This is a genomic window from Marinicauda sp. Alg238-R41 (assembly GCF_947331485.1).
In the GTDB taxonomy this organism is placed as follows: Bacteria; Pseudomonadota; Alphaproteobacteria; order Caulobacterales; family Maricaulaceae; genus Marinicauda; species Marinicauda pacifica.
Genome location: NZ_CAMZOJ010000002.1, coordinates 292,274 through 316,800, shown reverse-complemented (window position 1 = coordinate 316,800; position 24,527 = coordinate 292,274). Strand labels below are relative to the sequence as shown.

Below are 24,527 nucleotides of genomic sequence, written 5' to 3'. Positions count from 1 at the left end.
CTGATATATCAGTGATTTGCGTCACTTGATGTCACCCATCCCCCTCACCCTGAGGTGCCCGGCAAAGCCGGGCCTCGAAGGGTCGGATGACGGCCTTGTCTGTCGGCCCCCTGTCATCTCTGGTTTCCGGGTCTCGCTTCGCTCGCCCGGAATGACGACGGGTTGGGGATCTGGACGGATACGAACTGCTCTTTCCCAGCGAAAGCTGGGACCCAGAGATCGTGGAGCGGTGTCATCGGATGACACATCCCCGTCCTCTCCCGGGTCCTGACTTTCGTCAGGAAAGAGAAAGGCAATCCTGTCTGCCCCAAGGCCCCGGATCGCCTGCGGCGTCCGGCGTTTCAGCCCATCACACACTCTGAAAATCCCGGGCGGAGCGCAGACCTGAGGACCTCAGAGCACAGACCCCCGCCCCCTCACACCACCCGCACGCGCGGATCGCGGCCCGGACCGGCGAGCGCGCTGACGGCCCAGACCAGCGCGTCCACCCGGTCGGGGCTGACACTCAGGGCCGCGCTGCCAAAGCTGCACATCTGGTCTTCCAGCCTTTCCATCCGCGTCTCGTGGCGCACCCGGCCCGCGGCATAGAGGGCGGCGACCGGTTCGGCGCGCGCCCGCTTGCCGCGGCTCGCATGGACCAGGCGCACCGGCAGGCCGGGATGCTCGGCCTGCAGCACGGCGCGCACCATGTCCCCGCCCTGGTTGGCCTCGGCGATCACCTGGTCGGCATCGTAAATCTCGAAACTCTCCGCCACCGCCCGGGCCCAGGCTTCCGGGCGGCCGGGTCCGGAGCGGTCGCGCAGGATGACGATGTGCGCCTCGCGCCCGGTGCCGCTGGCGCCCGCCACGACGATCCCGCATTCCGCGCTCGCCGGGCCTGCACCGGCGGGCGGATCGACGGCGACCACGATGCGGTCCGGCTCGAAGGCCGGGCGGTTCAGCGCCGCGTCGATCATGGCGCGCGTCCACAGCGCGTCCTCGGGATCCTCGATCAGCTCGCCGTCCAGCTCCTGGCGCGCGATATGGCTGGCGCCGTATTCATACGTCACCGCTTCGACAAAGCCGGGCGCGAGATTGTCCTTGTTGTCCTTCGTCGCGGCGCGCGTCAGCACCACGCCCGGCGCATCGACCAGGGCTTTCAGCGCGGGGATGGGCCGCGGCGTGGTGGTGATCATCAGGCGCGGCGCCTCGCCCAGGCGCAGGCCCAGCTTCAGGATGTCCAGCGTCGCGCGGGCATGGCGCCAGGCGGCAAATTCATCGGCCCACGCCAGATCGAATTGCGGTCCGCGCAGCCCGTCCGGATCCTCGCCGGAGAAACAGTATCCGATCGCCCCGCCCGGCCAGACCAGCCGCCGGCGCGAGGCTTCGAAGCGCGGGCGCCGGGTCAGCGGCCCGAGCGAGAGCAGGCCGGACGGCCCCTCGATCATAACCTCGCGCACCGCCTGCTGGTCGGGACCGACCAGCGCGACGCGCCGCGCCCCCGCCTCGATGGCGGCGCGCACCCATTCGGCCCCGGCGCGCGTCTTGCCCGCGCCGCGTCCGCCCAGGAACAGCCAGATGCGCCAGTTGCCGGCCGGGGCCAGCTGATGCTCGGCTGCCCATATATGCCAGTCATTCAGCAGCGCCGCTGTTTGAGTCGGACTCATCTGACGAAGCATCAGCTCCCTCGCCTCGGGACGCAGCAATGCGATTGAGGTGACGTTCCACCACGGCGCGGTAGTCTTCTTCGTCATCCGGGCCTGCCTCCACTGTCGCGCTCGCGGCGGAGAAGTCCGCCACGGCCCGGGCCGCTTTCGTCATGGCGAGAATGGCCTTGGCGGTGCGTTCCGCGCCCGCCGGATCGGCCATCAGCCGGGCTTCCGCCTGCCCCATGAAATGGACCAGCTTCAGCGCCAGGCGCCGTCCGGGATCGGCGGGCAAGCTCTCCGCCTCCCGCCGCAGGCGCTGGATGACCCAGCGTTCGCTCAGGCCCAGACGCGCGGCGATCTCGCCGGGCGCGATCCCCGATTGCATCTCGTAGAGAAGCGGCCGCCAGTCACGCGAGTGATCCGGCCGGGCCCGCGGCTTCGGCTCCGCGTCATTCAGTTTTTCGACCATGCCCGAACTATAGCCCGGCCCCGCCCCGGCCGGATTGATCGGCCGGAAAAAGCGCGAAGTCTTTGTATGTGCGTGAGGTTTTGTACCGGGCGGCGGGGATTGGACGTGACCCTGTCCCCGCTTCTTCGGCAAACGCTCTCTTTCCTGACGAAAGTCAGGACCCAGAGAGGACAGGGCTGCGTCATCGGGTGACAGCGCTCCACGCTTTCTGGATCCCGGATCAAGTCCGGGATGACGAAGTTGGTTGGAGACTATCGGAAACCCAAAACTCTCGTCATTCCGGGCGACTGAAACGAGACCCGGAACCCAGAGAGGACAGGGTGGCGTCATCCAATCAGCGGGGCCTCATGCCGGTAAAGCGTGCATTTCCACGAGGTCCTTAGGTCTTCGCTGCGCTTCGCCCCGGAATTCAGCGGGGGAGCGCAAGCAAAGCTCGACGCACCGGGCGGCATGCTTCCTGAAAACCGGGCTGGGATGAGGGGCCGGGCGGGGGTATCTGTGGGCGTTCGGATGAGGAAGGAGCGCGCCGATGACTGCGGCCCTGAAAGATGTGGCGGCGCTGAGCGAAGACGACGCGCGCGCCGAGCTGGAGCGCTTGGCCAAGGAGATCGCCAGGCATGACCGGCTTTACTACCAGAAGGACCAGCCCGCGATTTCCGATGCGGTCTATGACGGGCTGCGCCAGCGCAATGCGGCGATCGAGGCGCGCTTCCCGGATCTCAAACGCGAGGACAGCCCGAGCGAGCGCGTCGGCGCCCGGCCGTCATCGGGCTTTGCCGAAGCCAGCCACGCCGTGCCCATGCTGTCGCTCAGCAATGCGTTCGAGGACAGCGACGTCACCGATTTCGTCAAGCGGGTGCGCAAATTCCTCAATGTGAAGGAGGACGAGGCGCTGGCCTTCACCTCCGAGCCCAAGATTGACGGGCTGAGCGCCAATCTGCGCTACGAGAAGGGCGAGTTCGTGCTGGGCGCGACGCGCGGGGACGGGCGCACGGGCGAGAACGTGACCGAGAATTTGCGCACGCTCGGCGATATTCCCGCCCGGCTGTCGGGCGAGGCCCTTCCCGACATCGTGGAGGTGCGCGGCGAGGTCTATATGAGCCATGCCGACTTTGCCGCGCTCAATGAGGCCCAGCGCGAGGCCGGCAAGGCGGAGTACAAGAATCCCAGGAATGCCGCGGCCGGATCGCTGCGCCAGATCGATCCGCGCGTGACCGCGCGCCGGCCCTTGCGCTTTTTCGCCTATGCCTGGGGCGAAGTGTCCGAAGCCCTGGCCGACACCCAGATGGGCGCGGTGGAAAGGCTTCGCGAGCTCGGCTTTGTCATCAACGAGGAGATGACACGCTGCGAGGACGCGCAAGGCCTGCTCGCTCATTACCGCGAGATCGAGGAGAAGCGCGCCGATCTCGGCTATGACATCGATGGCGTGGTCTACAAGGTGGACCGGCTCGATTACCAGGAGCGCCTGGGCTTTGTCAGCCGCGCGCCGCGCTGGGCGATCGCGCACAAATTCTCGCCGGAAAAAGCGACCACGCGCCTCCACGATATCGAGATCCAGGTCGGGCGCACCGGCGCGCTGACCCCGGTCGCCAAGCTGGAGCCGGTGACCGTGGGCGGGGTCGTGGTCTCCAACGCAACCTTGCACAATGAGGACGAGATCGCGCGCAAGGATGTGCGCATCGGCGACATGGTCGTGGTCCAGCGTGCCGGCGACGTGATCCCTCAAATTGTCCAGGTGATCGAGGACAAGCGGCCCGCCGACGCCAAACCGTTCGAGTTTCCCAAGGTCTGCCCGTGCCCGCTGAAAACCCCGGCCGAGCGCGAGGTCAATCCGCGCACCGGGGAAGTCTCGGTCGTGCGCCGCTGCACCGGCGAGTTTGCCTGCCCCTATCAGCGAAAGGAGCATCTCAAGCACTTCGTGTCGCGCAAGGCGTTCGATATCGAGGGGCTGGGCGAGAAGCAGGTGGAGGCCTTCTACGAGGAAGGCATGGTCAAGGAGCCCGCCGACATCTTCACCCTGGCGCGCCGCAACGCGGCGGGCGAGATCGAGCCGGCGCTGGAGACGCGCGAAGGCTGGGGCGAGAAGTCGGTCGCCAATTTGTTTGAGTCCATCGAGGCGCGCCGCTCCATCGCGCTTTCCCGATTCATCAATGCGCTGGGCGTGCGCCATGTCGGCGAGGAAACCTCGCGCCTGCTGGCGCGCACCTATGGCAGCTGGACGGCCTTCCGCGAGGCCGGCGAAGCGGCGCGCGAGATCGGGTCGGAGGCGCGCGCCTCCATGATCGCTATCGACGGGCTCGGCGATACGGCAGTCGACGCGATCGGCCGCTTCTTCAGCGAAGACCACAACCTGGCCGCGCTCGACCGCCTGCTGGAGCATGTTGCAGTGGAAGACGCCGAGCAGGTCGCGGCCGAGAGCCCGGTCTCGGGCAAGACGGTGGTGTTTACCGGCAGCCTGGAAAAATTCACCCGCGACGAAGCGAAAGCGCGCGCCCAGTCGCTCGGCGCCAAAGTGTCCGGTTCTGTGTCGGCGAAAACCGATTACCTAGTGGCGGGCCCGGGGGCGGGTAGCAAGCTGAAGAAGGCCGAGGAGCTGGGCATCGAAGTCCTCAGCGAGCAGGACTGGCTGGACCTGATCGGGTAAGGGGCGCTTTACCGGGATGAGGCCCCGGCTCTCCCTTCGGTCGGCCGGGGTTTCAGCCAGTCACACGCGCTGAAATCCCGGGCGGAGCGGAGCGCAGACCCGGGACCCGGTGAGGGATGCGCACCTTGCCGCCACGATGAAACCAGGCGCTGGCCTAAAACCCGGAAAACGCCGCGAACTCGTCGACTTCGGCGCGTTTCGAACGCAGCTGGTTGACCGGGGCGTCGGGGTCGCCATGGCCCAGCGCCATGCCGCAATAGACGATGTAGGGCGCTTCGATCCCGAGCACCTCGGCGACCGTTCGCGCGCGCGGGCTCCAGGCTTCCTGGAAGCAGGTGGCCAGGCCCGCCTCTTCGGAGGCGAGCGCCAGGCTCATCATGAACATGCCCAGATGCGCCCACTGGCCGGGGCCCATGCGCTCGTCGATGGAGAAGAAAATCCCGACCGGCGCGCCGAAGAACTCGTAATTCTTCATCAGCTGGCCGAGCCGGGCCATCTTGTCGTCGCGCGGGATGCCCAGCAGCTCGTACATGTCCTCGCCGAGGCGATGACGGCGCGAGCGATAGGGCTCCCAGAGCTTTTCGGGATAGACGCTGAACTCGCTCTCATTGGCGAACGGGTCCTTGTCGAGGCTGGCTTTCACCGCGTCGATCACGGCCTGGCGCGTCTCGCCGGCCACCACATGGACTTTCCACGGCTGGAGATTGCCGCCTGAGGCCGACCAGCGCGCGGTTTCCAGAAGGGCGCGTACCTCGGCCTCGCTCACCGGCGTGTCGAGGAAGGCGCGGGTGGAGATGCGCGATTTCAGGGCGTCGGAGACGCTGCCGGCGCGCGCCATCAGATGGAGAAGCTCGTGCCGCAGCCGCAGGCCGCGACAGCATTGGGATTGTGGATCTTGAACGAGGCGCCGATTAGCTCGTCGACATAATCGATCTCGCTGCCTTTCAGGAAATCGACGCTGAGCGAATCGACCAGCACGGTCGCGCCGTCGCGTTCGATCTTCACATCGTCCTCGCCGATCTCGGTCTCCATGCCGAACACGTAGGAGAAACCCGAACAGCCGCCGCCGACGACCGAGACGCGCAGATAGTCGGCGGTCTCGCTCTTCATGATCGCCTTGATCTGCGCGGCGGCGCTCCTGGAGAGCGTGATCGCTTCACCGGTTTGGGCCGGTGCGTCCTCGACCTGGGTGCTCATCGGTCCTGGTCCTGTTTCCGTTTACGCATGTCCTGATATATGGACGTTTGTCCGCCCGGGCGAAAGTCCCCGACCGAGAAAGAGGCTGCCATGACCGCCACGCTCGCGCCCTATGCCTGCAATCCGGCTCACAGCCGGGGACGCCATTACCGGCAGGACGAGAGCGCGATGCGCACGCCCTTCCAGCGCGACCGCGACCGGATCATCCATTGCAGCGCCTTCCGCCGGCTGAAGGAGAAGACGCAGGTCTTCGTCGCCCACGAAGGCGATTACTACCGCACCCGCCTGACCCATTCGCTGGAAGTCGCCCAGATTGCGCGCACGCTGGCCCGCGCCCTGAAAGTGGACGAGGACCTGGCCGAGGCCACCGCCCTGGCCCACGATCTGGGTCATCCGCCCTTCGGCCATTCGGGCGAGGATGCGCTGGCCAGCCTGATGGAAGGCTATGGCGGGTTCGATCACAATGCGCAGACGCTGCGCGTCGTGACGCAGCTGGAAAAGCGCTATCCGCAATTTGACGGGCTCAATCTCGCCTGGGAGACGCTGGAGGGCGTGGTCAAGCACAACGGTCCGCTGCTCGCGCCGGGCGAGGACGGGGCCAAGCTGCCCTGGGCGATCCGCGCGTATGAGGACTGGCAGGGGCTGGAGCTCGATCACTGGACCTCGATCGAGGCGCAGATCGCGGCGCTGTCCGACGACATCGCCTATAATAATCACGACATTGACGACGGGCTGCGCTCCGGGCTTCTGAGCGTCGAGCAATTGATGGACGTGCCGCTGGTCGGCGATGTGTTCCGCACCTGCCAGGCGCGCTATCCCGGCCTGACCGGCGACGTGCTGATCCACGAGGCGGTGCGCGAGATGATCGGTCTGATGGTGTCCGACGTGCTGAGCGAGACCCGGCGGCGCATCGAGGAAAGCGGGATCGACAGCCAGGCCAGCGTGCGCGCGCAGGGCGATGCGATCGTGGCGTTTTCCGACGACATGACCGAGCGCCTCGCGGGTCTGCGGCGCTTCCTCTATGCCAACATGTATCTGCACTACAAGGTGAAACGGGCCAAGGAGAAGGGCAAGCGGATCGTGCGCGACCTGTTTACCGGCTTTCTGGACGACCCCGGCCTCCTGCCGACCGAGTTTCACCCCGAGACCGACGGCGCGCGCGGCCGGCAGACCGCGCGGACCGTGTGCGACTATATCGCCGGGATGACCGACAGGTTTGCCGTCTCCGAACACCGCAAACTCTTCCATGTGGAAGGCTGGGGCTGACGGGGCGCACAGCTTGCGTCAAATTGAGTAGAGTGTGCGGGGTCGCGCCTTGACCGGTGCGATTCGCGTCATCGCCCCTAACTGTCAGGTGAACACGCCCATGTCCGACGACGAGCCCAAGCTCGGAGCCTACGCGCCGCCCCCCGAGGACTATGAAACGTTCGACGCGCGCGACGGCGAACCGGAACGCCGCGGCCCGATCCTGCTGATCGCCGCGGTGGCGGTGCTGGTCCTGTTCGCGGCGCTGGTGTGGAACGCCTACCGGCTCGGCGTGCGCGAACGCGGCGAGGCGCCGGTCATCGTGGCCGAGGACGAGCCCTACCGCCAGCGTCCCGCCGATCCGGGTGGATACGAGACGCCGGGTCAGGACATCGAGGCCTATGAGCTGCGCTCCGGCGAGTCGCGCGAATCCGAGGCCGCCGGTGTGCGCCCGGGTCCCGAAGAGCCGGCCGCGCGCGACACTGAAACCGATACCGAAACCGGCACTCAAACCAGCGAACTGCCCGAGGTGCGCATCGAATCGGTCGATGCCGACCGGATCGATGCCGGGGACGAACCCGCCGCGATCGAGCCGGCGCCCGAACCCGAACCGGAAGACGAGGCGCCGGCCCGCGCCGAGCCCGAGCCCGCCCCGGCGCGCGAAGCTCCCGCCCCGGCCGCCGGAACCCATGTCGTCCAGATCGCGGCCTTCCGCTCCCGCGCCGAGGCCGAAGAGGGCTGGATCGCTTTCACCTCGCGCTTTCCCGAGCTGGCCTCGGGGCGCTCGCCCTCCATCGTGGAGGCCGATCTCGGCGATCGCGGCATCTATTACCGCCTGCGCATTGCCGGGTTTGACAGCCGGGATGCGGCCACGCGCTATTGCACGACGCTGTCCGCGCGCGGACAGGACTGCCTGGTGGCCGCACGATGAGTGTGAGCGCCGCGCTGTACGGGCTGCAGGGGCCGGAGCTCCTGCCGGGCGAGAAGGCATTCTTCCGCGACGCCGACCCGTGGGGCATCATCCTGTTCGGGCGCAATGTGGACCGGCCCAAGCAGCTTGCCCGCCTGTGCGCGAGCCTGCGCGACGGGCTGGGCCGGGACCTGCCCATCTTCATCGACCAGGAAGGCGGACGGGTGCAGCGCCTGAAAGCGCCGACCTGGCGCGCCGCGCCGCCCGCGGCCCGCTTCGGCGAGCTGTGGGACCGCGACCCGGAGCTGGCGATCGAGGCGGTGCGCCTGAACCATATCCTGCTGGCCGCCGAGCTGAAGGATGCCGGCATTGATGTCGACTTCGCGCCGTGCTGCGACCTTCAGATCGAGGGCGCCGACGCAGTGATCGGCGACCGGGCCTTCCATGCCGACCCCGATCCGGTCTCGGCGCTGGCGACCGCAGCGCTGGACGGATTGCGCGACCAGGGCGTGGCCGGAGTCATCAAGCACATTCCCGGCCATGGCCGGGCCGATGCGGACAGCCATTTCAAGCTGCCCGTCGTGCGCACGCCGGCCGACGAGCTGCGCGAGACCGATCTGGCCGCCTTCAAGGGCGTGTCCGGCGCGACCATGGCGATGACGGCCCATGTCGTGTTCACCGCGTTCGACGCCGAGCTTTGCGCCACGCTGTCGCGCACGGTCATCGCCGACATCATTCGCGGCGAGATCGGTTTTGACGGCCTGCTGATGAGCGACGACCTGTCCATGCAGGCGCTCGACGGATCGCTGCGCCAGCGCGGAGAGGGGGCGGCGAAAGCGGGCTGCGAGATCCTCATGCACTGCAATGGCGACATGAAGGAAATGGTCGAGATCGCCCATGCCGCGCCGCCTCTGGACGGGCAGGCCAAGGAGCGTGCCATCGCCGCCGAAGCCGAACGGGGGCCGCCCGCGGCCCACGACACACGGGAGCTGACCGCGCGCCTGGAGGGTTGCTTCCGCGACGCAGGACTGGAGCCGCCTGCCCCGTGAGCGATCTGTTCGAGGAAGATGTCCGCTTTGAAGCGAGCGAGGAGGCGCGCGAAACCACGCAAGCCTTCATCGTGGACATTTCCGGCTGGGAAGGCCCGCTCCACCTGCTGCTGCACCTGGCGCGCAAGAACAAGGTCGACCTCGCCCAGATCTCCATACTCGAACTCGCCAACCAGTATCTGACCTTCATCGAGGAGGCGCGCGACCGGCGTCTCGACATCGCGGCCGAATATCTCGTCATGGCCGCCTGGCTCGCCTATCTCAAATCGCGCCTGCTTCTGCCCAAGCCGCGTCCGCTGGACGATGAGCCCGAGCCTGAAGAACTCGCCGCTGCCCTCGCCTTCCGCCTGGCGCGCCTGGACGCCATGCGCGCGGCAGCCGGTGCGCTCTACCAGCGCGCCCTGCTCAATCGCGACGTCTACGATCGCGGCCAGCCTGAAGGCATACGCTCGGTGCGCGCGCCCCGCTTCGAGGCCGAGCTCTACGACCTTCTCAAGGCCTATGCCTTCAAACGCGAGAAGCAGGCCTTCGCCACCTACCGGCCCGAAAAACCGCGCGTGTACAGCCTGGAGCAGGCGCGCCAGCGCCTCAGCCTGATCGCCGCGCGCCTGGGCGGCTGGGAGAGGCTGGACGCCCTGCTGCCCGATATCGGCCAGCTGGGGCGCAATGCGCCGCCGGCCCAGTCGGTGATGGCCTCCTCGCTGCTGGCCGCGCTGGAAATCACCAAGGACGGGGAGGCGGAGCTGCGCCAGGAGGCGACCTACGCCCCGATCTACATGCGCACCGGGCCGGGCCATCCGGCCGGACCGGTCCCCGGCGAGGAGGCGTCATGAGCGAGGACGACACGCCGGACGATATGCCGGACGAGACACAGGACCAGACCTCCGAGGGTCTGCCCGCGAGCAAGCCGGACAACGATCCGATCGGCGCGGCAATCGCCGGCCTGCGCCGTCAGGCCGAAGACCGCCCCCGCGGCGATGGCGGCCCGCCCGGCGTGCGTCTGACCGTCGATAACGAGATCGAGGGCCAGCGCCGGCTCGAAGCCCTGCTGTTCGCCGCCGAGGAGCCGCTCGATCTGGAGACGCTGCAGACCCGGCTGGGCGATGGCTTCGATGTCGGCGCGCTGCTGACGGGATTGCAGGCGAAATATGCCGGGGCGGGCGTCAATCTGGCCGAGGTCGCGGGCAAGTGGCGCTTCCAGACCGCCGAAGACCTGCAACACCTCTTGCAGTTCAGGCGCGAGGAACCGAGAAAGCTGAGCCAGGCCGCGCTCGAGACGCTGTCCATCATCGCCTATCACCAGCCAGTCACGCGCGCCGAGATCGAGGACATTCGCGGCGTCGCGGTCTCCAAGGGGACGGTCGACCTCCTGTTCGAGCAGAAATGGGTGCGCCTGCGCGGCCGCCGCCGTTCGCCCGGCCGCCCGGTCACCTACGGCACGACCGACACCTTCCTGGAATATTTCGGCCTGCCCTCGCTCGGCGATCTGCCGGGCGTCAGCGACCTGAAGGCCGCCGGCCTGCTGTCCTCGCGCCTGCCACCCAATTTCGACATGCCCGACCCCGGCCGCATCGCCGCGCTGGAAGAAGACCTGTTCGAGGACGACGCGGACGCCGCCAACTTCCATGTCGACTTCTTGGACGAGGACGACACACCGGAGGCGTGAGCGGGAGTTGCCGACGGACCCCACGCGCTGAAATCCCGGCGGCGCGAAGCGGAGGCTTGGGGAGCCGGAGAGCGCAGGCACTCGCCCTCCGATGCTTCGAGGCTCGCTGCGCTCGCACCTCAGCATGAGGGAAGAGGCTGGGAAGAACGTCTTATTCTAGTACCATGATCTGATGTCGCCCATCCCCCTCACCCTGAGGTGCCCGGCTCTTTGCCGGGCCTCGAAGGGTCGGAGGACGCCCGCCCGCCGCGCCGCCGGGACAGCGCCTGTATCAGATCAACGTCGCCGCGGATCAGCGCGTCCTTCTTGGCCCGCGTCCAGCCCTTGATCTGGCGCTCGGCAGCGACTGCGTCTGCGATGCGCCCGAACCAATGCGACCAGACCAGTTCGACCGGCAAGCGGCGGCGTGTATAGGCGCCGCCCTCACCGGCGTCATGCTGGACGATGCGGCGCGCAAGATCGGGACCGCGATGCGATCCGGCATAGAAGCTCCCGTCCGCGCATCTCAGGATATACACCCACGCAATTACGGTGCTCGGTGTCATGGCCGCCATCCCATGCGGCGCCTGCCCTCCGATGCTTCGAGGGCCGCTGCGCGGCCACCTCAGCATGAGGGAGGCGGGCGGGTTCGGCAATATGGCTTCGGCCTGAAGCCATTCGATCTGGAGCCCACACTTGATGTCGTCCATCCCCCTCACCCTGAGGTGCCCGGCTGAAAGCCGGGCCTCGAAGGGTCGGATGACGTGCACCCATGAGCAACGAACCGCACCTGCCATCCGATGCTTCGAGGCTCGCTCTGCTCGCACCTCAGCATGAGGGGAGTGGATTGGTTTTAAGCTCTTGACAGAATTTAGATAATCACCCGATGTCACCCCCCCCTCACCCTGAGGTGCCCGGCGAAGCCGGGCCTCGAAGGGTCGGAGGACGGCCTCCCCGGCCTAAACCCCTCAGCTCGCCATCAGCTGGTCGGCGGCGGCTCTGGCCGCTTCGGTGACCTGGGCGCCGGAGAGCATGCGGGCGATTTCCTCGCGCCGTTCGCCGGCCTCGAGCGCGCGCACGCGTGTGCGCACCGTGTCGCCGTCTTCGCTCTTCTCGATCTTCCAGTGGTGGGCCGCGCGCGCGGCGACCTGCGGCGAGTGGGTGACCACCAGGGCCTGGCCCTGTTCGGCCAGGCGCGACAGGCGTGTGCCGACCGCGTCGGCGACCGCGCCGCCCACGCCCTGGTCCACCTCGTCGAACACCATGACCAGACCGTCCTGCTGACCGGCCAGGCAGACTTTGAGCGCCAGTGCGAAACGCGACAGCTCGCCTCCCGAGGCGATCTTGTCGAGCGGGCCGAAGGGTGCGCCGGGATTGGTGGAGACCTCGAAGGCGACGCTGTCCCAGCCCTTCGCGCCGGGCCGGTCCTCGCGCGCCTCGACCGCGACGCGGAATTTCGCCTTGTCCAGTTTCAGCGGGCCGAGCTCGGCCATCACCGCCTCGCTCAGCGCGGCCCCGGCCTTGATGCGCGTGGCGCTGAGCGCGCGCGCGGCCTCGCCGTAATCGGCCTCGGCAGCCTTGAGCGCGGCCTCGGCCTCCTTCAGCCGGTCGTCGGCGTGCTCGATCGTGTCGAGCCGCTCGGCCAGGCGCGTGCGCAGGCCCGGCAAGAGCTCGACCGCGACCGAATGCTTGCGGGCCGCGGCGCGCAGGGCAAACAGGCGTTCCTCGACACTTTCCAGCCGGCCCGGCTCGACCAGGAAGGCCGCACCGGCGTCGGACAACGCATCCTCGGCCTCGTTGAATTCGATGAGCGCGCGATCGAGCGCCGATGCGGCCCGGTCGAGCGCCGAGCGCGCCGTCGCGGAGGCGGTCAGGGCATTGCCGGCCCCATCGCGGTCCTCGCCATCGTCCTGCCCGCCCGCCTCGTCTGCGCCCACCTCGTCTGCGGCGGCCTCATCTTCGTTTCGGCCCAGCGTGTCGCGGACCCGCTCCAGACCGCGCAGCGCGCCGTTCAGCCGCCCGGCCATGCCCTCGCCGCCGGACAGGATGTCCGATGCGCTCTGCAACTCGGACAGGGCGGCCTCGGCTTGCTGGAGGAATTTTCGTTCGCTTGCGAGCGTCACCTCTTCGCCCTCGCGCGGATCGAGCTCGTCCAGCTCTTCCACCGCCAGGCGCAGGAAGTCCTCTTCGCTCGCCGCCCGGTCGCGGGTCTCGCGCAGGCTGTCGACGCGGTCACGCGCTTCGGCCAGCCCGGTCCAGGCGGAGGCGACCTTGCGCCGTTCGGCATCGTTGCGGGCAAACTCGTCGAGCAGGCCGCGATGGGTCTTGGGGTCGAGCAGGCCGCGCCCGTCATGCTGGCCGTGAATTTCGACCAGCACGTCGCCCAGGCTGCGAAGAAGGCCGACGCTGGCCGCCTGATCGTTCACATGCGCACGAGATCGTCCGTCGGCGGTCACAACCCGGCGCAGGATGACCGGCTCGCCCGGTTCCGCCGCGATGCCCGCCTCGTCCAGCAGCGCCAGGGCGGGATGGTCGGCGGCGATCTCGAAAACCGCCGTCGCCCCGCCCTGCTCGGCGCCGCTGCGGACCATCGCCCGGTCGGCCCGGTCACCGCAGGCGAGACCCAGCGCCCCCAGCAGGATGGACTTGCCGGCCCCGGTCTCGCCGGTCAGCGCGGACAGCCCCGCGTCGAACTGCAGGTCCAGCCTGTCGATCAGGACAATGTCGCGAATGGACAGCGAGATCAGCATCGCCCGACGGGCAGCTCCTGGAAAAAGCGTCTAGCCGAAGATCCGGTCCATGGCCCGCCGGATGAGGCTCGGATCCTGTTCCTCGAGGCCTTCACCCTCGATGGCAATGCCGCGCGAGGTCAGCAGGTCGTAGCTGTTCTGATACCAGTCCGAACCGGGATAGTTATACCCGAGGACAGCGGCGACCTGGCGCGCTTCGGTATCCACCCCCAGGGCGACATAGCTCTCCACCAGGCGGTGGAGCGCCTCGGGAACATGGCTTGTCGTGGGGTAGTCGCGAAGCACGTTCTGATAGCGGTTTATCGCAGCGAGATAGTACCCGCTTCGCATATACCAGCGGCCCACGCTCATTTCTTTACCGGCGAGGTGGTCGCGGGTCATGTCGATCTTGACGCGCGCATCCATGGCGTAGGGAGAGTCCGGATAGCGGCGCACCACCTGCTGCAGGGAGTCGAGCGCATTGCGGGTGGTCGACTGGTCGCGGCCCACATCGAAGATACGCTCGTAGTGGGATAGCGCGATCAGATAATAGGCATAAGGCGCGCTGGCGTTCCCGGGGTGCAGGGCGATGAAGCGCTCCGCGTCGGAGATCGCTTCTTCATACTTGTTCGCCTGATAATTGGCGAAGGCGGCCATGAGCATGGAGCGGCGCGCCCACTCGGAGAAGGGGTGCTGGCGCTCGACCTCGTCGAAATAGGCCGCCGCGCGGTTGTAGTCGCGCCGCTCGAGATGTTCGAAGCCTTCATTGTAGAGCATCTCGACCGGTTGCTCGACATATTCAAGCTCGGGTTCGGACGTGCTGCCGCAGGCCGAGGCCAGCATGAGAATGGCGGTGAATAATCCGGCGCGGACGGCGAGCGTCATCAATTCAGTCCTCTTCGGGCACGCAAGGCGAACGACCGGCGCACACTACCGGTTTTCAAGCGTTTCGCATCAACTGAAATGTCTTCTACCCGATCCCGACGCCCGGCAAAAGCACCGCGTCAGGTTTGCGCGATCCGGTCGCTACGCGCGGCAATGTCGCGCATCGACACCCATTTCCACGCTGTGGTGTCGGCCAGCAGGGTGCGGACGGCCAAGGCATTGATTCCATGGCCGGGACGGGTCGCCTTGTAGAGGCCGAGAATGGGCGCACCGGCAAGGTACAGGTCGCCCAGCGCATCGAGCGCCTTGTGGCGCACGAACTCGTCGGCAAAGCGAAGGCCGCCGGGATTGGCGACCTTGCCGTCCTCGAGCACGATCGCATTGTCCATGGAGCCGCCGCGCGCCAGTCCGGCCTTCAGCAGCATCTCGTATTCGCGGCGGAAGCCGAATGTGCGCGCCGGAGCGACCAGCGTCCCGAACGCATCGGGCGTGACCTCGAAGGCAAAACGCTGACGCCCGATTGCCGGATCGGGAAAATCGATTTCGACATCAATGCTTTGCTGCAAGGACGGCAGGAAGGCCGCCTCGCGTCCGCCATCGGTCACGCTGACCGGCTTGAGCACCTGAATCGCCCGGCGCGGCAGGGGATGATTGGCCAGTCCTGCACGCAGGGCCAGATCCACGAACGGGGCCGACGAACCGTCCATGGCCGGAACTTCCGGGCCGTCCAGTTCGATGTGAAGATCGTCGATGCCGAGGCCGGCCAGGGCCGCCATCAAATGCTCGACCGTCGCAATCGATGCACCGTCATCATTGACCAGCGTGGTCCCGAGATCGGTCGAACGGACACGGTCGTATCGCGCTTCGATGAGGGTATTGTCGAGATCGAGATCGGACCGCTCGAAGACGATGCCGGTGCCCGGCTTGGCCGGGCGCATCGCCATGCGAACGCGTGCGCCGGTGTGAAGGCCAATCCCGGCGCAGACTGCGGCGGAGGCAAGCGTGGTCCGTTCAATCATGAACTTAAATCTCTATCATTTTGAAATCCGGACCCTTTTAGGCGATCCGAACTGGTATTTGCCCCTCATTTAATCACGCAACCTAATGATCGCGCTACGCTTCGCAATTAAAGGAATGTTGCACCATGTTACGAAACGGGACGGGCGCCGGCCGCCCCCCGGTTCACCGTTTCGGGCCAGCGTTCTGGAACAGGATGGCGAGCGCATCGAGATAGCGCTGCCAGGCCTCCCGGCCTTCCGGCGTCATCCGGACCGTCGTCAGGGGCTTTGAGTCGACGAATTGCTTGTCGATTCCCACGTAGCCGGCGGCCTCCAGCTTCTTCAGATGGATGGAGAGATTCCCGTTTGTGGTCTCCAGCGCCTTGGCCAGTTCGGCAAAACTGGCAGACGATTGCTGGGACAAATAGGCCATGATCCCCAGACGGATACGACCGTGGATCACCTCCTCCAGCGCATCGGGACGCAGCCCCTCCACTAGCTGGGATCCTCTTGCTCGAGATACTCCGGCTCGTTCAGGAGAAGGCGAAGCCCGGGGAGCACCGCGACAAGCAGGATCACGGCGCTGAGGGCGAGGTAGAGCACCGCCGTGCCCGCAAGCAAAGGAACGCACGCGGCGAAGGCAAAGGATGCCCAGGCAGGAATGCGCATCCAGGTCAGTCCGGAGGCCGCCGATGTTGCCAGAAAGGCCGCCCCGTAAAGGGCCAGGGCCACGGCCGCGATAAGGTCGAACAGGATCATGTTGCGTCCCAGGGCCGTGACGGCGACCACGACGCCCGCCACGAAGATGAAAATCCCGAGGCCCGCGCCCTTCCAGATTTCGCGCTCGACCACATTGCCGATGGACGCGACGCCGGGCTTGCGCTCCATGCCGCGCGACAGAATCACCGTGCCGGCAAATCCCAGCACGCCAAAGGCCGGCCAGATGATGCTGATGGCCCAGACCGGCACGCCTGCAAGCTCCGAAAGGATCGTGAAATGAGCAAGATAGGTAAGGGTGAGCAAGCCGCCCCACAGCAGCAGGAAACGGCCGCCAAGCAAGGGGGCCCGCGAGGCGCGCTCCGTCATGGCGCGCACGAAGGCGAGATCGGCCTGGGCCTGGGTTCTGGTGTCTTCTGTCACGGGCATCCTCCTGGATGGTGAAAGCAACCGGTGGGCCGAAGCCCACCAGTCATAACAGCTTATTGCGGGTAGTGGACATCCAGTGAGACGTCGGCGCCCTGTCCCCTCAGGTCCACCGCGACGTCTTCAAAGCTTGGCGGGCCATCTCCGAGTTCGCCGGACATTGCCCAGCCATCGAGCGGCCAGCCGCTTTCTGCGCGGTCGAATGTCCCGTTGCCGTCATCGTGCCAGACAGAAACGGCGTACTGGCCTTCCGGCAGATCGTAGGTAAAGGAATGCGTCCCCGGCTCCGGGGACTGGACAATGCTGCCTTCCACGCCCTCGTCCTGCATGAATTGCTCCTCGGTCTGGACCGAGACATAGAGCGGGCCATCGCCCTGAACGCCGTTGACCTCGATGGTCAGGGGCGCGCCGTAAGCCGTCGCAGTGAAGGCAAGGCTGGCGGCAGTTGCGGTCAGAATGGCTTTCATCTCGTTTCTCCTCTTTTGCTCGGCGCTCGAAGCGCTCGGGACTCAAGATCGATGACGCTTCATCGACAACAAGTTTGTATTTTAAACTTACTATCGATGTCAACTCGATTACCGAATCCGGCTTCGATCGCGGAATCTCCAGTGCCTGAACGCGAAAACCCCGCGCCTTTCGGCGCGGGGCTCTCGATTTCATTCAAATCGTGGTGGTGCGGCTCAGTTCGCCTGGCGGCGCAGGAATGCGGGGATTTCCAGCTCGCTCTCATCGATTTCCGCACCGAAAAGGTCACCCGTTCCGTCCCGGTTCTGGGACCGCGGCTGGGCAGTCTGATACCCGTGCGAGGGGGAGGATTGCTGCGGGGGAGAAGCCGGGCGCGGAGCCTCGGGCCGCTGGGGCGCGATCCGGGCCTGGGGCGCGGGAGGCGTCTGCTTCGGCTTGGCGCGGCGTCCGAAAATGGACAGGCCAAGGCGGGGCTTCTCTTCAGCCGGCTGGGCCGGAGCGGTAGGGGCTGACTCGCGCGCCTGGTGGTGCTGGGGCGCGGACTCATAGTGGTTGGTTTCCGCCGGGCGGCGCATCTCGCTCGCGGCCTGCTCCAGGCGCTCGCGGCTACGCACGACTTCAGGCTTGGCCTCTTCGCGCATGGTGAAGCTGTCGGGCTCGCTGACCACATGATCCATTGCGGACACGGTACGCTGTTCCACCGCTTCCACCGGATCGATCGACCGGGCTGACGTCCGCTCGACTTCCACGTTGCCGCGTTCTACCGGGCTTTCGTTCACGGCCACGGCGTCGGCAGCGCGCCGAACCAGCGGCTCGGATTGGCGCTGAGGCCGGGATTCCCGTGATTTCCAAGCGTTGACGACGTTGCCGCCCGACTGCTGGCGGCGCGGATCGGGCTGTGCGATCGTCTCCTGATCGATGCCGGTGGCCACGACCGAAACACGAATCGTGCCTTCCAGGCTCTCGTCAAAGGTCGAACCGACAATGATGTTTGCGTCCGGGTCGACTTCATCGCGGATCTCGTTCGCCGCCTCGTCGACTTCGTACAGCGTCATGTCCATGCCACCGGTGATGTTGATGAGCACGCCCTTGGCGCCCTTCATCGACACATCGTCCAGTAGCGGGTTGGCGATGGCGGCATGCGCGGCCTCAATGGCGCGCTTCTCGCCGGACGCTTCGCCTGTCCCCATCATCGCCTTGCCCATCTCGTTCATCACCGTGCGGACGTCGGCGAAGTCGAGATTGATCAGGCCGGGCATGACCATCAGGTCGGTGATGCCGCGAACGCCGGAATGCAGAACCTGGTCAGCCATCGAGAACGCTTCGGCGAAGGTCGTCTTCTCGGTCGCGATCCGGAACAGGTTCTGATTGGGAATGATGATCAGCGTGTCGACATGCTGCTGCAGGCGCTCGATGCCGGCTTCGGCCAGACGCATGCGGCGGGTGCCTTCGAAGTGGAAGGGCTTGGTCACGACGCCGACGGTCAGGATGCCTTGTTCGCGCGCCGCGCGGGCAATGACCGGCGCCCCGCCGGTGCCCGTCCCGCCGCCCATACCGGCCGTGATGAAGACCATGTGAGCGCCTGACAGGTGCTCGAGAATGTCACCGATGGAGTCTTCGGCTGACTGCTCACCGACCTCAGGACGTGCCCCCGCACCCAGTCCTTCGGTGATCTGTCCGCCCATCTGGATGCGCCGGTCGGTGCGCGAACGCGAAAGCGCCTGCGCATCTGTGTTGGCGACGACGAAATCGACCCCTTCCAGATTGGCATCGATCATGTTGTTGACGGCGTTACCGCCTGCACCGCCAACCCCGAAGACGAGGATTCGCGGTTTCAGTTCGGTCGGCTCGGGCGCAGACAGGTTGAGCGACATTTGCGGGGGTGCTCCATTGACCAACGGTCAAGCTTAACAGCTCGTTTCGTGACCAATGTGAATCTGCTTGTTTAATCGAGAGTTAAACAAACATGGCGCCGAAGTGGCGAAACCCAGAACACTACAGGAACATCCTGATAAAAGCGTAACACTTCGGTCAGAAGCTCTCTGCAAACCAGCGCAGGATCGCTTTTGGGCCGCGCTCCCCGCCCGCCGAATGGCGCAGGCGGCGTTCGCCGGCCGCATTGAGCGGGGGTGGGCCCGAAATCGCTTCGGCCGTGCCACGCGAGCGGCGTACGATCACGCCCGCGCACGCTGAAAACGCGGGACCGGAAACTGCATCGCCTAGCCCTGCAAGGCCGCTGGGTTTACCCAGACGGACCTGTTTGGACAGAATTCGCCCCGCCAGTTCGGCCGCACCAGGCAACTGCGCTGCGCCTCCCGTCAGGACCAGCCGGCGTCCGGCGGCCTTCGATACGCCTGCCGAATCAAGCCTGTCGCGAATGAGTTCGAAGACCTCTTCCAGGCGAGGCCGGATAATCGAGTTCAGAAGCGCGCGCGGCTGCTGGACCATCGTGGAATCCGCATCTCCGGCCACTGGCGGCGTTTCGATCATCACCTGATCGTCGTCCGGGCTGTCCAGTGCGGAGCCATAAAGCACCTTGATGCGCTCTGCCGCACTCATGGGCGTGGACAGGCCACGCGCGATATCGCTGGTGACATGCGCCCCGCCGATCGGAACGCCATCGACGTGAATCAGCGAGCCCTCGTTGAAAACGCCGACACTGGTCGTGTTCGAACCCATGTCGATCACCATGGCTCCCAGCAGAAGCTCGTCCTCGACGAGTGTGGCGAGCCCGGACGCGTAGGGCGTGGCGACAATCCCCGCGATCGACAGACGGCAGCGCTCCACACAGGTGGTCAGATTGCGCAGCGGCTCCACCGCGGCGGTGACGATGTGAAGATCGACGCCGAGCTCCCTGCCGAACATGCCGCGCGGATCGCGTACTCCGCGATGATTATCGACCCGCCAGCCCAGCGGGATGGCATGGAGCATCACACGGCCCGGCTCGAAATAGGTCTGCAAGCCCTCGCGCAGTGCGCGGCGCAGGTCCCGATCGGCAACCTCGCGCCCGGAGAGCGGCGCATCGACGCCAAATCGGCGCGAGCCCAGCCCGCCCGCGGCGGTGACTAGCGTGACCTCGCTCACGGCGTGCCCGGCCATGCGCTCCGCGTTCTCGACCGACGTACGGATCGACTGCTCGGCGGCATCCATGTCCACGATCGTGCCGCCTCGCACGCCGCGGCTGGAATGGTGGCCGACGCCAACCACGCGCAGACGCGAACCGGCAAGCGTGGCTTCGCTCTTCACGATGAAACAGACTGTCTTCGACGTTCCGACTTCAAGCGCGGCAAAAAAGCCAGGCTTGGGCGCGCCCCCGGCATCGCTCTCCTTGCCAGCCCCCACCTGATCAAACACGCCCATCGCGATCACGCTCCCCGTCCACGCGCAGCAGCTGCGCGATCCGGCCAGGCCCGGATCACCAGCTCGCCTTGAGTTCTCAAATCAAACGCCTGGGCATCAAGGTTCAGCACGCCGCGTTCGTCGTGCAGGGTCGCAATCAACGCCAGCGCCGACGCCGGGTCGCCCTCCGGCAGGAGGATGTCGCCGCCGGCCAGAAGGCGCAAATTCCAGCGCCTCTCGCCAACGCGCACCGCGTGCGTCACCAGCGCGTCGATGGCCTCCTGACGTGCCAGCAGGTCGAGAAGAGGCGCGGCTTCGGCATTGGCGCCTTCGCCGACCACGCGGGGCAGCGCGCCATACTGGGTGGCTTCCGCCGCTGCGATGACCGTGCCGGAGCGATCGATCACATGATGGGCACCGTTGTGCTGCCACACCGCGAACGGCTCGCGTTCCTTCAAGATTACGTGGACCCGGTCTGGCCAGAGCCGCGCCACCTGGGCCTCTTCCACCCAGCTCATCGCCTCGATCCGCGCGCGCGCTGCAGCCGGATCGATGGCCAGAAGGCTGTGGCCTGGGTCGACGCCCATCGCCTCTGCGATGGCGGCACCATCCAGACGCGAAGCGCCCGTGACATCAACCGCCCGGACCGCAAATCCGGATCGGGCCAGACGCGCATCCAGCCCCTCGTTGAGCGCCGCACCGATCTCGTCCATGCGCCCCAGCGCCATCAGACCAGCCAGAGACAGGACGCAGAGACCGCCCACGCCCAGTACGGCCAGGCGCAACGCATAGCCGGCGCGATAACGCGCTGCACGCAGCCGCGCCGCCATCCAGTTGGACAGCTTCGCACCGCGTGGTGAAACCGCTTTTGCCTTGCGCCGCGACGCGGCCGGCTTTCTGGGTTTTGCCGATCGAGCCGTTCCGGCGCGTCCTACCTTGGGCACGACGCATCCTCCGCCATCCAGGCCACGAGATCGGGGAAGCCGATCCCGGACCAGGCCGCCTGCTCGGGGGCCAGGGATGTCGGAGTCATGCCGGGTTGGGTATTAATTTCGAGTAACCATAGACGGCCATCTCCAGCTTCATCCCAGCGAAAATCACTGCGCGTGAGGCCCCGGCACCCAAGCTCTTTATGTGCGATGAGCGCGGCCTCGCGCGCCTCCTGGGCAATCGCCTCCGGCACCTGCGCGGGAATCTCGTGGACGGAGCCACCCGCCGAGTATTTGGCTTCGTAATCGTAGAAGGCTGTCTTCGGGATGATCTCGGTAATGCCCAGCGCGCGCCCGTCCATGACCGCAACGGTCAGTTCGCGCCCCGGCACATAGGTCTCGATGAGAACCTCATCGCCATACGGCCAGGTATCGGACGCCAGTTCGGCCGGCGGACGGTTTGCGCCTTCGCGCACAATAAGCACGCCTACCGAAGATCCGCGGTCGTTCGGCTTGGCGACGTAAGGGGGTTTGAGCAAATGTGTTTTCGCAGCGTCAAACCGGTTCGCGATCACCCCTTCAGGGCAATGCAAACCGTGTGTTCGAAGCACTGCCTTGGTCAACTCCTTGTCCATCGCCAGCGCCGACGCGGTCACTCCTGAATGCGTGTAGGGTTTACCGAAGTAATCCAGTAGTCCCTGAATACGCCCGTCTTCGCCGAATTCGCCGTGCAAGGCATTGAAGACAACATCGGGATCGGCCGCCTTGAGCTGATCGTAGACATCGTGGCCGACATCGATCTCGACCACGTCATAGCCCTTTATGCGCAGGGCCTCCGCGCACTTGGCACCGGAAACCAGCGAGACATCCCGCTCGGCCGACAAACCGCCCTTTAGAACTGCGATGCGCTTGGTCATCGACCCGCCCTTTCTCCGAGGCGCTTGACTTCCCATTCCATGTCCACGCCCGTCAGTGCCTTGATATCCGCGCGCACACCTTCGACCAGTGTTTCGAGGTCTTCCGCCGTGGCACTCCCGTCATTGATCAGGAAGTTGGCATGCAGCTCCGAGAACCGCGCTCCGCCCACGCGCCGGCCGCGCCCGCCCACGAGATCGACGAGTTGCCAGGCGGAACGCCCCTCCGACAGAGCCGGATCGGGGTTCTTGAACGTCGACCCGGATGTCTTCTCGCGGATGGGCTGGGTCTCCTCGCGCCGTGCGGTAATATCGTTCATGCGCCTCGTGACGGCGTCGGAATCATCCACCTCGCCCTGATAGAGCGCTTCGACGAAAATCCAGTCCTGCGGGGCGTCGCTGTGACGGTAGCCGTAGCCCAGCTCTTCACGCGAGGCGACGATGCGTCGTCCCCGACGATCCAGCGCGACCGCCTCGATCAGGCGGTCCTGGGTCTCGGTCCCGTAGCAACCCGCATTCATTCGCAGCGCGCCGCCAATCGTACCCGGTACACCCACGTAGAATTCTAGGCCGCCTATCCCGGCCTTCGCCGCCGCCTTGGCTACCGTCTTGTCGAGGGCGCCGGCGCCGGCACGCAAGCGCGCGCCCTCAAGCGGCTCTGTTCGGGCAAAGGCGGGCCCCAGACGAACCACGACACCATCCACTCCGCCATCGCGCGCGAGCGTGTTGGACCCCGCGCCCAGCACGTTGACCTCGATGTCACGCGGCGTCTCGGCCAGAAATCGCGCCAGATCGGCTTCGTCGGCAGGAATGAACAGGACGCGCGCCGGTCCGCCCACTCTCAACCAGGTAATATCCTTCAGCGCCGCATTCTCGATCAGCTTGCCGCGAACGCGAGGCAGACGGTCGATCAGGCCGGTTTCGCTCACAGAACCGCCTCCAGACGCGATGGCAATTCGGCTGCCCACGCGGTGATGTCTCCCGCCCCGAGGCAGACAATGAGATCGCCTTCTCGCACCCGGGTTACCAGATCCTCGGGCAAGCGATCGCGATCGGTAGGCGCGGCATCGCGATGCCCGTGCGCGTGCAGGCCGGCGACCAGGGCCTCGCGGTCTGCACCTTCGATCGGATCCTCTCCGGCGGCGTAGACTGGAGTAACCAGAACGGAATCTGCATCGTTGAAGCAGGTACAGAAATCCTCAAACAGGTCTTTCAGGCGTGAGTAGCGATGGGGCTGGCAGACGGCGATCACACGTCCCTCGGCGGCACGTTGACGCGCAGCCTTTAGGACCGCGCTGATCTCCACCGGGTGATGCCCGTAATCGTCGACGATCACGACGCCCTTGGCCTCACCGGTCACTGTGAAGCGCCGTTTCACGCCGCCAAATTTTGCCAGAGCCGACTTGAGCGCCGGTTCGCTCCCTCCTAGGGAGGCAACAACGGCGAGCGCGCCCGCTGCGTTCTGGACATTGTGCTCACCCATCATGGGCAGGGTGAAATCTGACCAGACCTCGCGCTCACCGCCAACCGGCTGAAAGACGAGATCGAAGGTCGAACCGGCCGGGCTGGTGCGCAGGTTGACCGCGCGGACCTCGGCCTGGGGATTGAACCCGTAAGTGATGACGCGCCGGTCCTCGATGCGCGCCGCCAGCGCCTGGACTTCTGGATGGTCAGTGCACAGCGCGGCAAACCCGTAGAACGGCAGGTTCTCGACAAATTGTGCGAACGCGGCACGCAACACGTCGAAGCTCCCATAGTGCTCCATATGTTCGGGATCGATATTGGTGATCAGGGCAACTGAGCCGCGAAGCTTGAGGAAGGACCCGTCACTTTCATCGGCCTCAACGACCATCCAGTCGCCTTCGCCCATCTTGGCGTTCGAACCATAAGCCGAAATTATACCACCGTTGATCACGGTCGGATCGAAACCCGCCCCGTCCATGAGCGCGGCGATCAGCGATGTCGTCGTGGTCTTGCCGTGCGTTCCACCCACCGCGACGGCGTATTTCAAACGCATCAGCTCCGCCAGCATTTCGGCCCGGCGCACGACCGGAATTCTGCGGGCGCGCGCCGCGGCGAGCTCGGGATTGTCGCGCTTGACTGCGCTCGACACGACCAGTGCGCCGGCTCCGTCCACGTTCTCGGCCACATGGCCGATGTGCACGGTTGCGCCCTTCGCGCGGAGGCGCTCGACATTGGCACTGTCCTTGATGTCCGATCCCGTGACCTCGTAGCCCAGATTGAGCATCACTTCGGCAATCCCGCTCATCCCGATCCCGCCAATACCGACGAAGTGAACCGGACCGACGGAGGCGGCAAGATCGACAGGGGCCATGAA

The 24,527-nt window shown here is 66.2% G+C and carries 23 protein-coding genes; 6 read left to right on the top strand and 17 right to left on the bottom strand.

The window, feature by feature from the left end:
- Positions 1 to 416 precede the first annotated feature (416 nt).
- Both PGP17_RS09995 and PGP17_RS09990 read right to left on the bottom strand, forming a co-directional pair.
- Complete coding sequence (locus PGP17_RS09995; protein ID WP_270375215.1) at positions 417 to 1,646, bottom strand: DNA-packaging protein; 1,230 nt, start codon at positions 1,644 to 1,646, stop codon at positions 417 to 419.
- On the bottom strand, positions 1,612 to 2,097 hold the full coding sequence (locus tag PGP17_RS09990; protein WP_270375214.1) for a hypothetical protein: 486 nt from the start codon (positions 2,095 to 2,097) through the stop codon (positions 1,612 to 1,614). Before PGP17_RS09990 ends, PGP17_RS09995 begins: the two co-directional genes overlap by 35 nt.
- A 529-nt stretch (positions 2,098 to 2,626) precedes the next feature.
- Between PGP17_RS09990 and ligA the strand changes: the two genes are divergently transcribed.
- The gene (gene ligA / locus PGP17_RS09985; RefSeq protein WP_270375213.1) at positions 2,627 to 4,741 is read left to right on the top strand and encodes an NAD-dependent DNA ligase LigA; all 2,115 of its coding nucleotides are present in this window, start codon (positions 2,627 to 2,629) and stop codon (positions 4,739 to 4,741) included.
- Positions 4,742 to 4,895: 154 nt separating this feature from the next.
- Here ligA and PGP17_RS09980 read toward each other — a convergent pair whose 3' ends face one another.
- Both PGP17_RS09980 and erpA read right to left on the bottom strand, forming a co-directional pair.
- The gene (locus PGP17_RS09980) at positions 4,896 to 5,579 is read right to left on the bottom strand and encodes a nitroreductase (RefSeq protein WP_270375212.1); all 684 of its coding nucleotides are present in this window, start codon (positions 5,577 to 5,579) and stop codon (positions 4,896 to 4,898) included.
- Positions 5,579 to 5,938: an iron-sulfur cluster insertion protein ErpA gene (erpA, locus tag PGP17_RS09975; RefSeq protein WP_270375211.1), complete on the bottom strand. Its 360-nt coding sequence runs from the start codon at positions 5,936 to 5,938 to the stop codon at positions 5,579 to 5,581. Before erpA ends, PGP17_RS09980 begins: the two co-directional genes overlap by 1 nt.
- A 90-nt stretch (positions 5,939 to 6,028) precedes the next feature.
- Between erpA and PGP17_RS09970 the strand changes: the two genes are divergently transcribed.
- The 5 genes from PGP17_RS09970 (at position 6,029) to scpB (ending at position 10,808) form a co-directional block, all read left to right on the top strand.
- A complete protein-coding gene (locus PGP17_RS09970; RefSeq protein ID WP_270375210.1) occupies positions 6,029 to 7,204 on the top strand; it encodes a deoxyguanosinetriphosphate triphosphohydrolase in 1,176 nt (391 codons plus the stop codon).
- Positions 7,205 to 7,304: 100 nt separating this feature from the next.
- A complete protein-coding gene (locus PGP17_RS09965; protein WP_270375209.1) occupies positions 7,305 to 8,114 on the top strand; it encodes an SPOR domain-containing protein in 810 nt (269 codons plus the stop codon).
- Entirely contained in the window at positions 8,111 to 9,142 is a 1,032-nt protein-coding gene (gene nagZ / locus PGP17_RS09960; RefSeq protein WP_270375208.1) for a beta-N-acetylhexosaminidase, read from the top strand. Before PGP17_RS09965 ends, nagZ begins: the two co-directional genes overlap by 4 nt.
- Positions 9,139 to 9,975, top strand: coding sequence for a segregation and condensation protein A (locus PGP17_RS09955; RefSeq protein ID WP_270375207.1), 837 nt, complete (start codon positions 9,139 to 9,141; stop codon positions 9,973 to 9,975). Before nagZ ends, PGP17_RS09955 begins: the two co-directional genes overlap by 4 nt.
- A complete protein-coding gene (scpB, locus tag PGP17_RS09950; RefSeq protein ID WP_270375206.1) occupies positions 9,972 to 10,808 on the top strand; it encodes an SMC-Scp complex subunit ScpB in 837 nt (278 codons plus the stop codon). Before PGP17_RS09955 ends, scpB begins: the two co-directional genes overlap by 4 nt.
- Before the next feature lie 188 nt (positions 10,809 to 10,996).
- Here scpB and PGP17_RS09945 read toward each other — a convergent pair whose 3' ends face one another.
- The 13 genes from PGP17_RS09945 to murC form a co-directional block, all read right to left on the bottom strand.
- On the bottom strand, positions 10,997 to 11,353 hold the full coding sequence (locus tag PGP17_RS09945; protein WP_270375205.1) for a GIY-YIG nuclease family protein: 357 nt from the start codon (positions 11,351 to 11,353) through the stop codon (positions 10,997 to 10,999).
- 402 nt (positions 11,354 to 11,755) lie between these two features.
- Positions 11,756 to 13,537: a DNA repair protein RecN gene (locus PGP17_RS09940; protein WP_270375204.1), complete on the bottom strand. Its 1,782-nt coding sequence runs from the start codon at positions 13,535 to 13,537 to the stop codon at positions 11,756 to 11,758.
- A gap of 30 nt (positions 13,538 to 13,567) precedes the next feature.
- Positions 13,568 to 14,401: an outer membrane protein assembly factor BamD gene (locus PGP17_RS09935; RefSeq protein ID WP_135944172.1), complete on the bottom strand. Its 834-nt coding sequence runs from the start codon at positions 14,399 to 14,401 to the stop codon at positions 13,568 to 13,570.
- Positions 14,402 to 14,520: 119 nt separating this feature from the next.
- Positions 14,521 to 15,420 (bottom strand): UDP-3-O-acyl-N-acetylglucosamine deacetylase, encoded by a 900-nt coding sequence (gene lpxC / locus PGP17_RS09930; protein ID WP_135944173.1) that lies wholly within the window; start codon positions 15,418 to 15,420, stop codon positions 14,521 to 14,523.
- Between the two features lie 163 nt (positions 15,421 to 15,583).
- Positions 15,584 to 15,895 carry a winged helix-turn-helix domain-containing protein gene (locus tag PGP17_RS09925; RefSeq protein ID WP_233342051.1) on the bottom strand — a complete coding sequence of 104 codons (312 nt, stop codon included), beginning with the start codon at positions 15,893 to 15,895 and terminating at the stop codon, positions 15,584 to 15,586.
- On the bottom strand, positions 15,895 to 16,539 hold the full coding sequence (locus tag PGP17_RS09920) for a hypothetical protein (protein ID WP_270375203.1): 645 nt from the start codon (positions 16,537 to 16,539) through the stop codon (positions 15,895 to 15,897). The genes PGP17_RS09925 and PGP17_RS09920 overlap by 1 nt, the downstream gene beginning before the upstream one ends.
- A 59-nt stretch (positions 16,540 to 16,598) precedes the next feature.
- Complete coding sequence (locus PGP17_RS09915) at positions 16,599 to 17,009, bottom strand: DUF2141 domain-containing protein (RefSeq protein ID WP_270375202.1); 411 nt, start codon at positions 17,007 to 17,009, stop codon at positions 16,599 to 16,601.
- A gap of 213 nt (positions 17,010 to 17,222) precedes the next feature.
- On the bottom strand, positions 17,223 to 18,881 hold the full coding sequence (gene ftsZ, locus PGP17_RS09910; RefSeq protein WP_270375201.1) for a cell division protein FtsZ: 1,659 nt from the start codon (positions 18,879 to 18,881) through the stop codon (positions 17,223 to 17,225).
- Positions 18,882 to 19,038: 157 nt separating this feature from the next.
- A complete protein-coding gene (gene ftsA, locus PGP17_RS09905; protein WP_135944177.1) occupies positions 19,039 to 20,367 on the bottom strand; it encodes a cell division protein FtsA in 1,329 nt (442 codons plus the stop codon).
- A gap of 5 nt (positions 20,368 to 20,372) precedes the next feature.
- Positions 20,373 to 21,290, bottom strand: coding sequence for a cell division protein FtsQ/DivIB (locus PGP17_RS09900; protein WP_270375200.1), 918 nt, complete (start codon positions 21,288 to 21,290; stop codon positions 20,373 to 20,375).
- Complete coding sequence (locus PGP17_RS09895) at positions 21,278 to 22,192, bottom strand: D-alanine--D-alanine ligase (protein ID WP_135944179.1); 915 nt, start codon at positions 22,190 to 22,192, stop codon at positions 21,278 to 21,280. The genes PGP17_RS09900 and PGP17_RS09895 overlap by 13 nt, the downstream gene beginning before the upstream one ends.
- A complete protein-coding gene (gene murB / locus PGP17_RS09890; protein WP_135944180.1) occupies positions 22,189 to 23,118 on the bottom strand; it encodes a UDP-N-acetylmuramate dehydrogenase in 930 nt (309 codons plus the stop codon). The genes PGP17_RS09895 and murB overlap by 4 nt, the downstream gene beginning before the upstream one ends.
- Positions 23,115 to 24,524 carry a UDP-N-acetylmuramate--L-alanine ligase gene (gene murC / locus PGP17_RS09885; protein WP_135944181.1) on the bottom strand — a complete coding sequence of 470 codons (1,410 nt, stop codon included), beginning with the start codon at positions 24,522 to 24,524 and terminating at the stop codon, positions 23,115 to 23,117. Before murC ends, murB begins: the two co-directional genes overlap by 4 nt.
- Positions 24,525 to 24,527: the final 3 nt, after the last annotated feature.

Bases quoted from the DNA above. Each gene is read 5' to 3' on its own strand.
- murC (WP_135944181.1), bottom strand. From the start codon at position 24,524: ATGGCCCCTGTCGATCTTGCCGCCTCCGTCGGTCCGGTTCACTTCGTC.
- PGP17_RS09940 (WP_270375204.1), bottom strand. From the start codon at position 13,537: ATGCTGATCTCGCTGTCCATTCGCGACATTGTCCTGATCGACAGGCTG.
- PGP17_RS09995 (WP_270375215.1), bottom strand. From the start codon at position 1,646: ATGAGTCCGACTCAAACAGCGGCGCTGCTGAATGACTGGCATATATGG.
- PGP17_RS09970 (WP_270375210.1), top strand. From the start codon at position 6,029: ATGACCGCCACGCTCGCGCCCTATGCCTGCAATCCGGCTCACAGCCGG.
- ligA (WP_270375213.1), top strand. From the start codon at position 2,627: ATGACTGCGGCCCTGAAAGATGTGGCGGCGCTGAGCGAAGACGACGCG.
- PGP17_RS09935 (WP_135944172.1), bottom strand. From the start codon at position 14,401: ATGACGCTCGCCGTCCGCGCCGGATTATTCACCGCCATTCTCATGCTG.
- PGP17_RS09945 (WP_270375205.1), bottom strand. From the start codon at position 11,353: ATGACACCGAGCACCGTAATTGCGTGGGTGTATATCCTGAGATGCGCG.
- PGP17_RS09965 (WP_270375209.1), top strand. From the start codon at position 7,305: ATGTCCGACGACGAGCCCAAGCTCGGAGCCTACGCGCCGCCCCCCGAG.
- nagZ (WP_270375208.1), top strand. From the start codon at position 8,111: ATGAGTGTGAGCGCCGCGCTGTACGGGCTGCAGGGGCCGGAGCTCCTG.
- erpA (WP_270375211.1), bottom strand. From the start codon at position 5,938: ATGAGCACCCAGGTCGAGGACGCACCGGCCCAAACCGGTGAAGCGATC.
- PGP17_RS09990 (WP_270375214.1), bottom strand. From the start codon at position 2,097: ATGGTCGAAAAACTGAATGACGCGGAGCCGAAGCCGCGGGCCCGGCCG.
- PGP17_RS09980 (WP_270375212.1), bottom strand. From the start codon at position 5,579: ATGGCGCGCGCCGGCAGCGTCTCCGACGCCCTGAAATCGCGCATCTCC.
- ftsZ (WP_270375201.1), bottom strand. From the start codon at position 18,881: ATGTCGCTCAACCTGTCTGCGCCCGAGCCGACCGAACTGAAACCGCGA.
- PGP17_RS09915 (WP_270375202.1), bottom strand. From the start codon at position 17,009: ATGAAAGCCATTCTGACCGCAACTGCCGCCAGCCTTGCCTTCACTGCG.
- lpxC (WP_135944173.1), bottom strand. From the start codon at position 15,420: ATGATTGAACGGACCACGCTTGCCTCCGCCGCAGTCTGCGCCGGGATT.
- PGP17_RS09895 (WP_135944179.1), bottom strand. From the start codon at position 22,192: ATGACCAAGCGCATCGCAGTTCTAAAGGGCGGTTTGTCGGCCGAGCGG.
- scpB (WP_270375206.1), top strand. From the start codon at position 9,972: ATGAGCGAGGACGACACGCCGGACGATATGCCGGACGAGACACAGGAC.
- ftsA (WP_135944177.1), bottom strand. From the start codon at position 20,367: ATGGGCGTGTTTGATCAGGTGGGGGCTGGCAAGGAGAGCGATGCCGGG.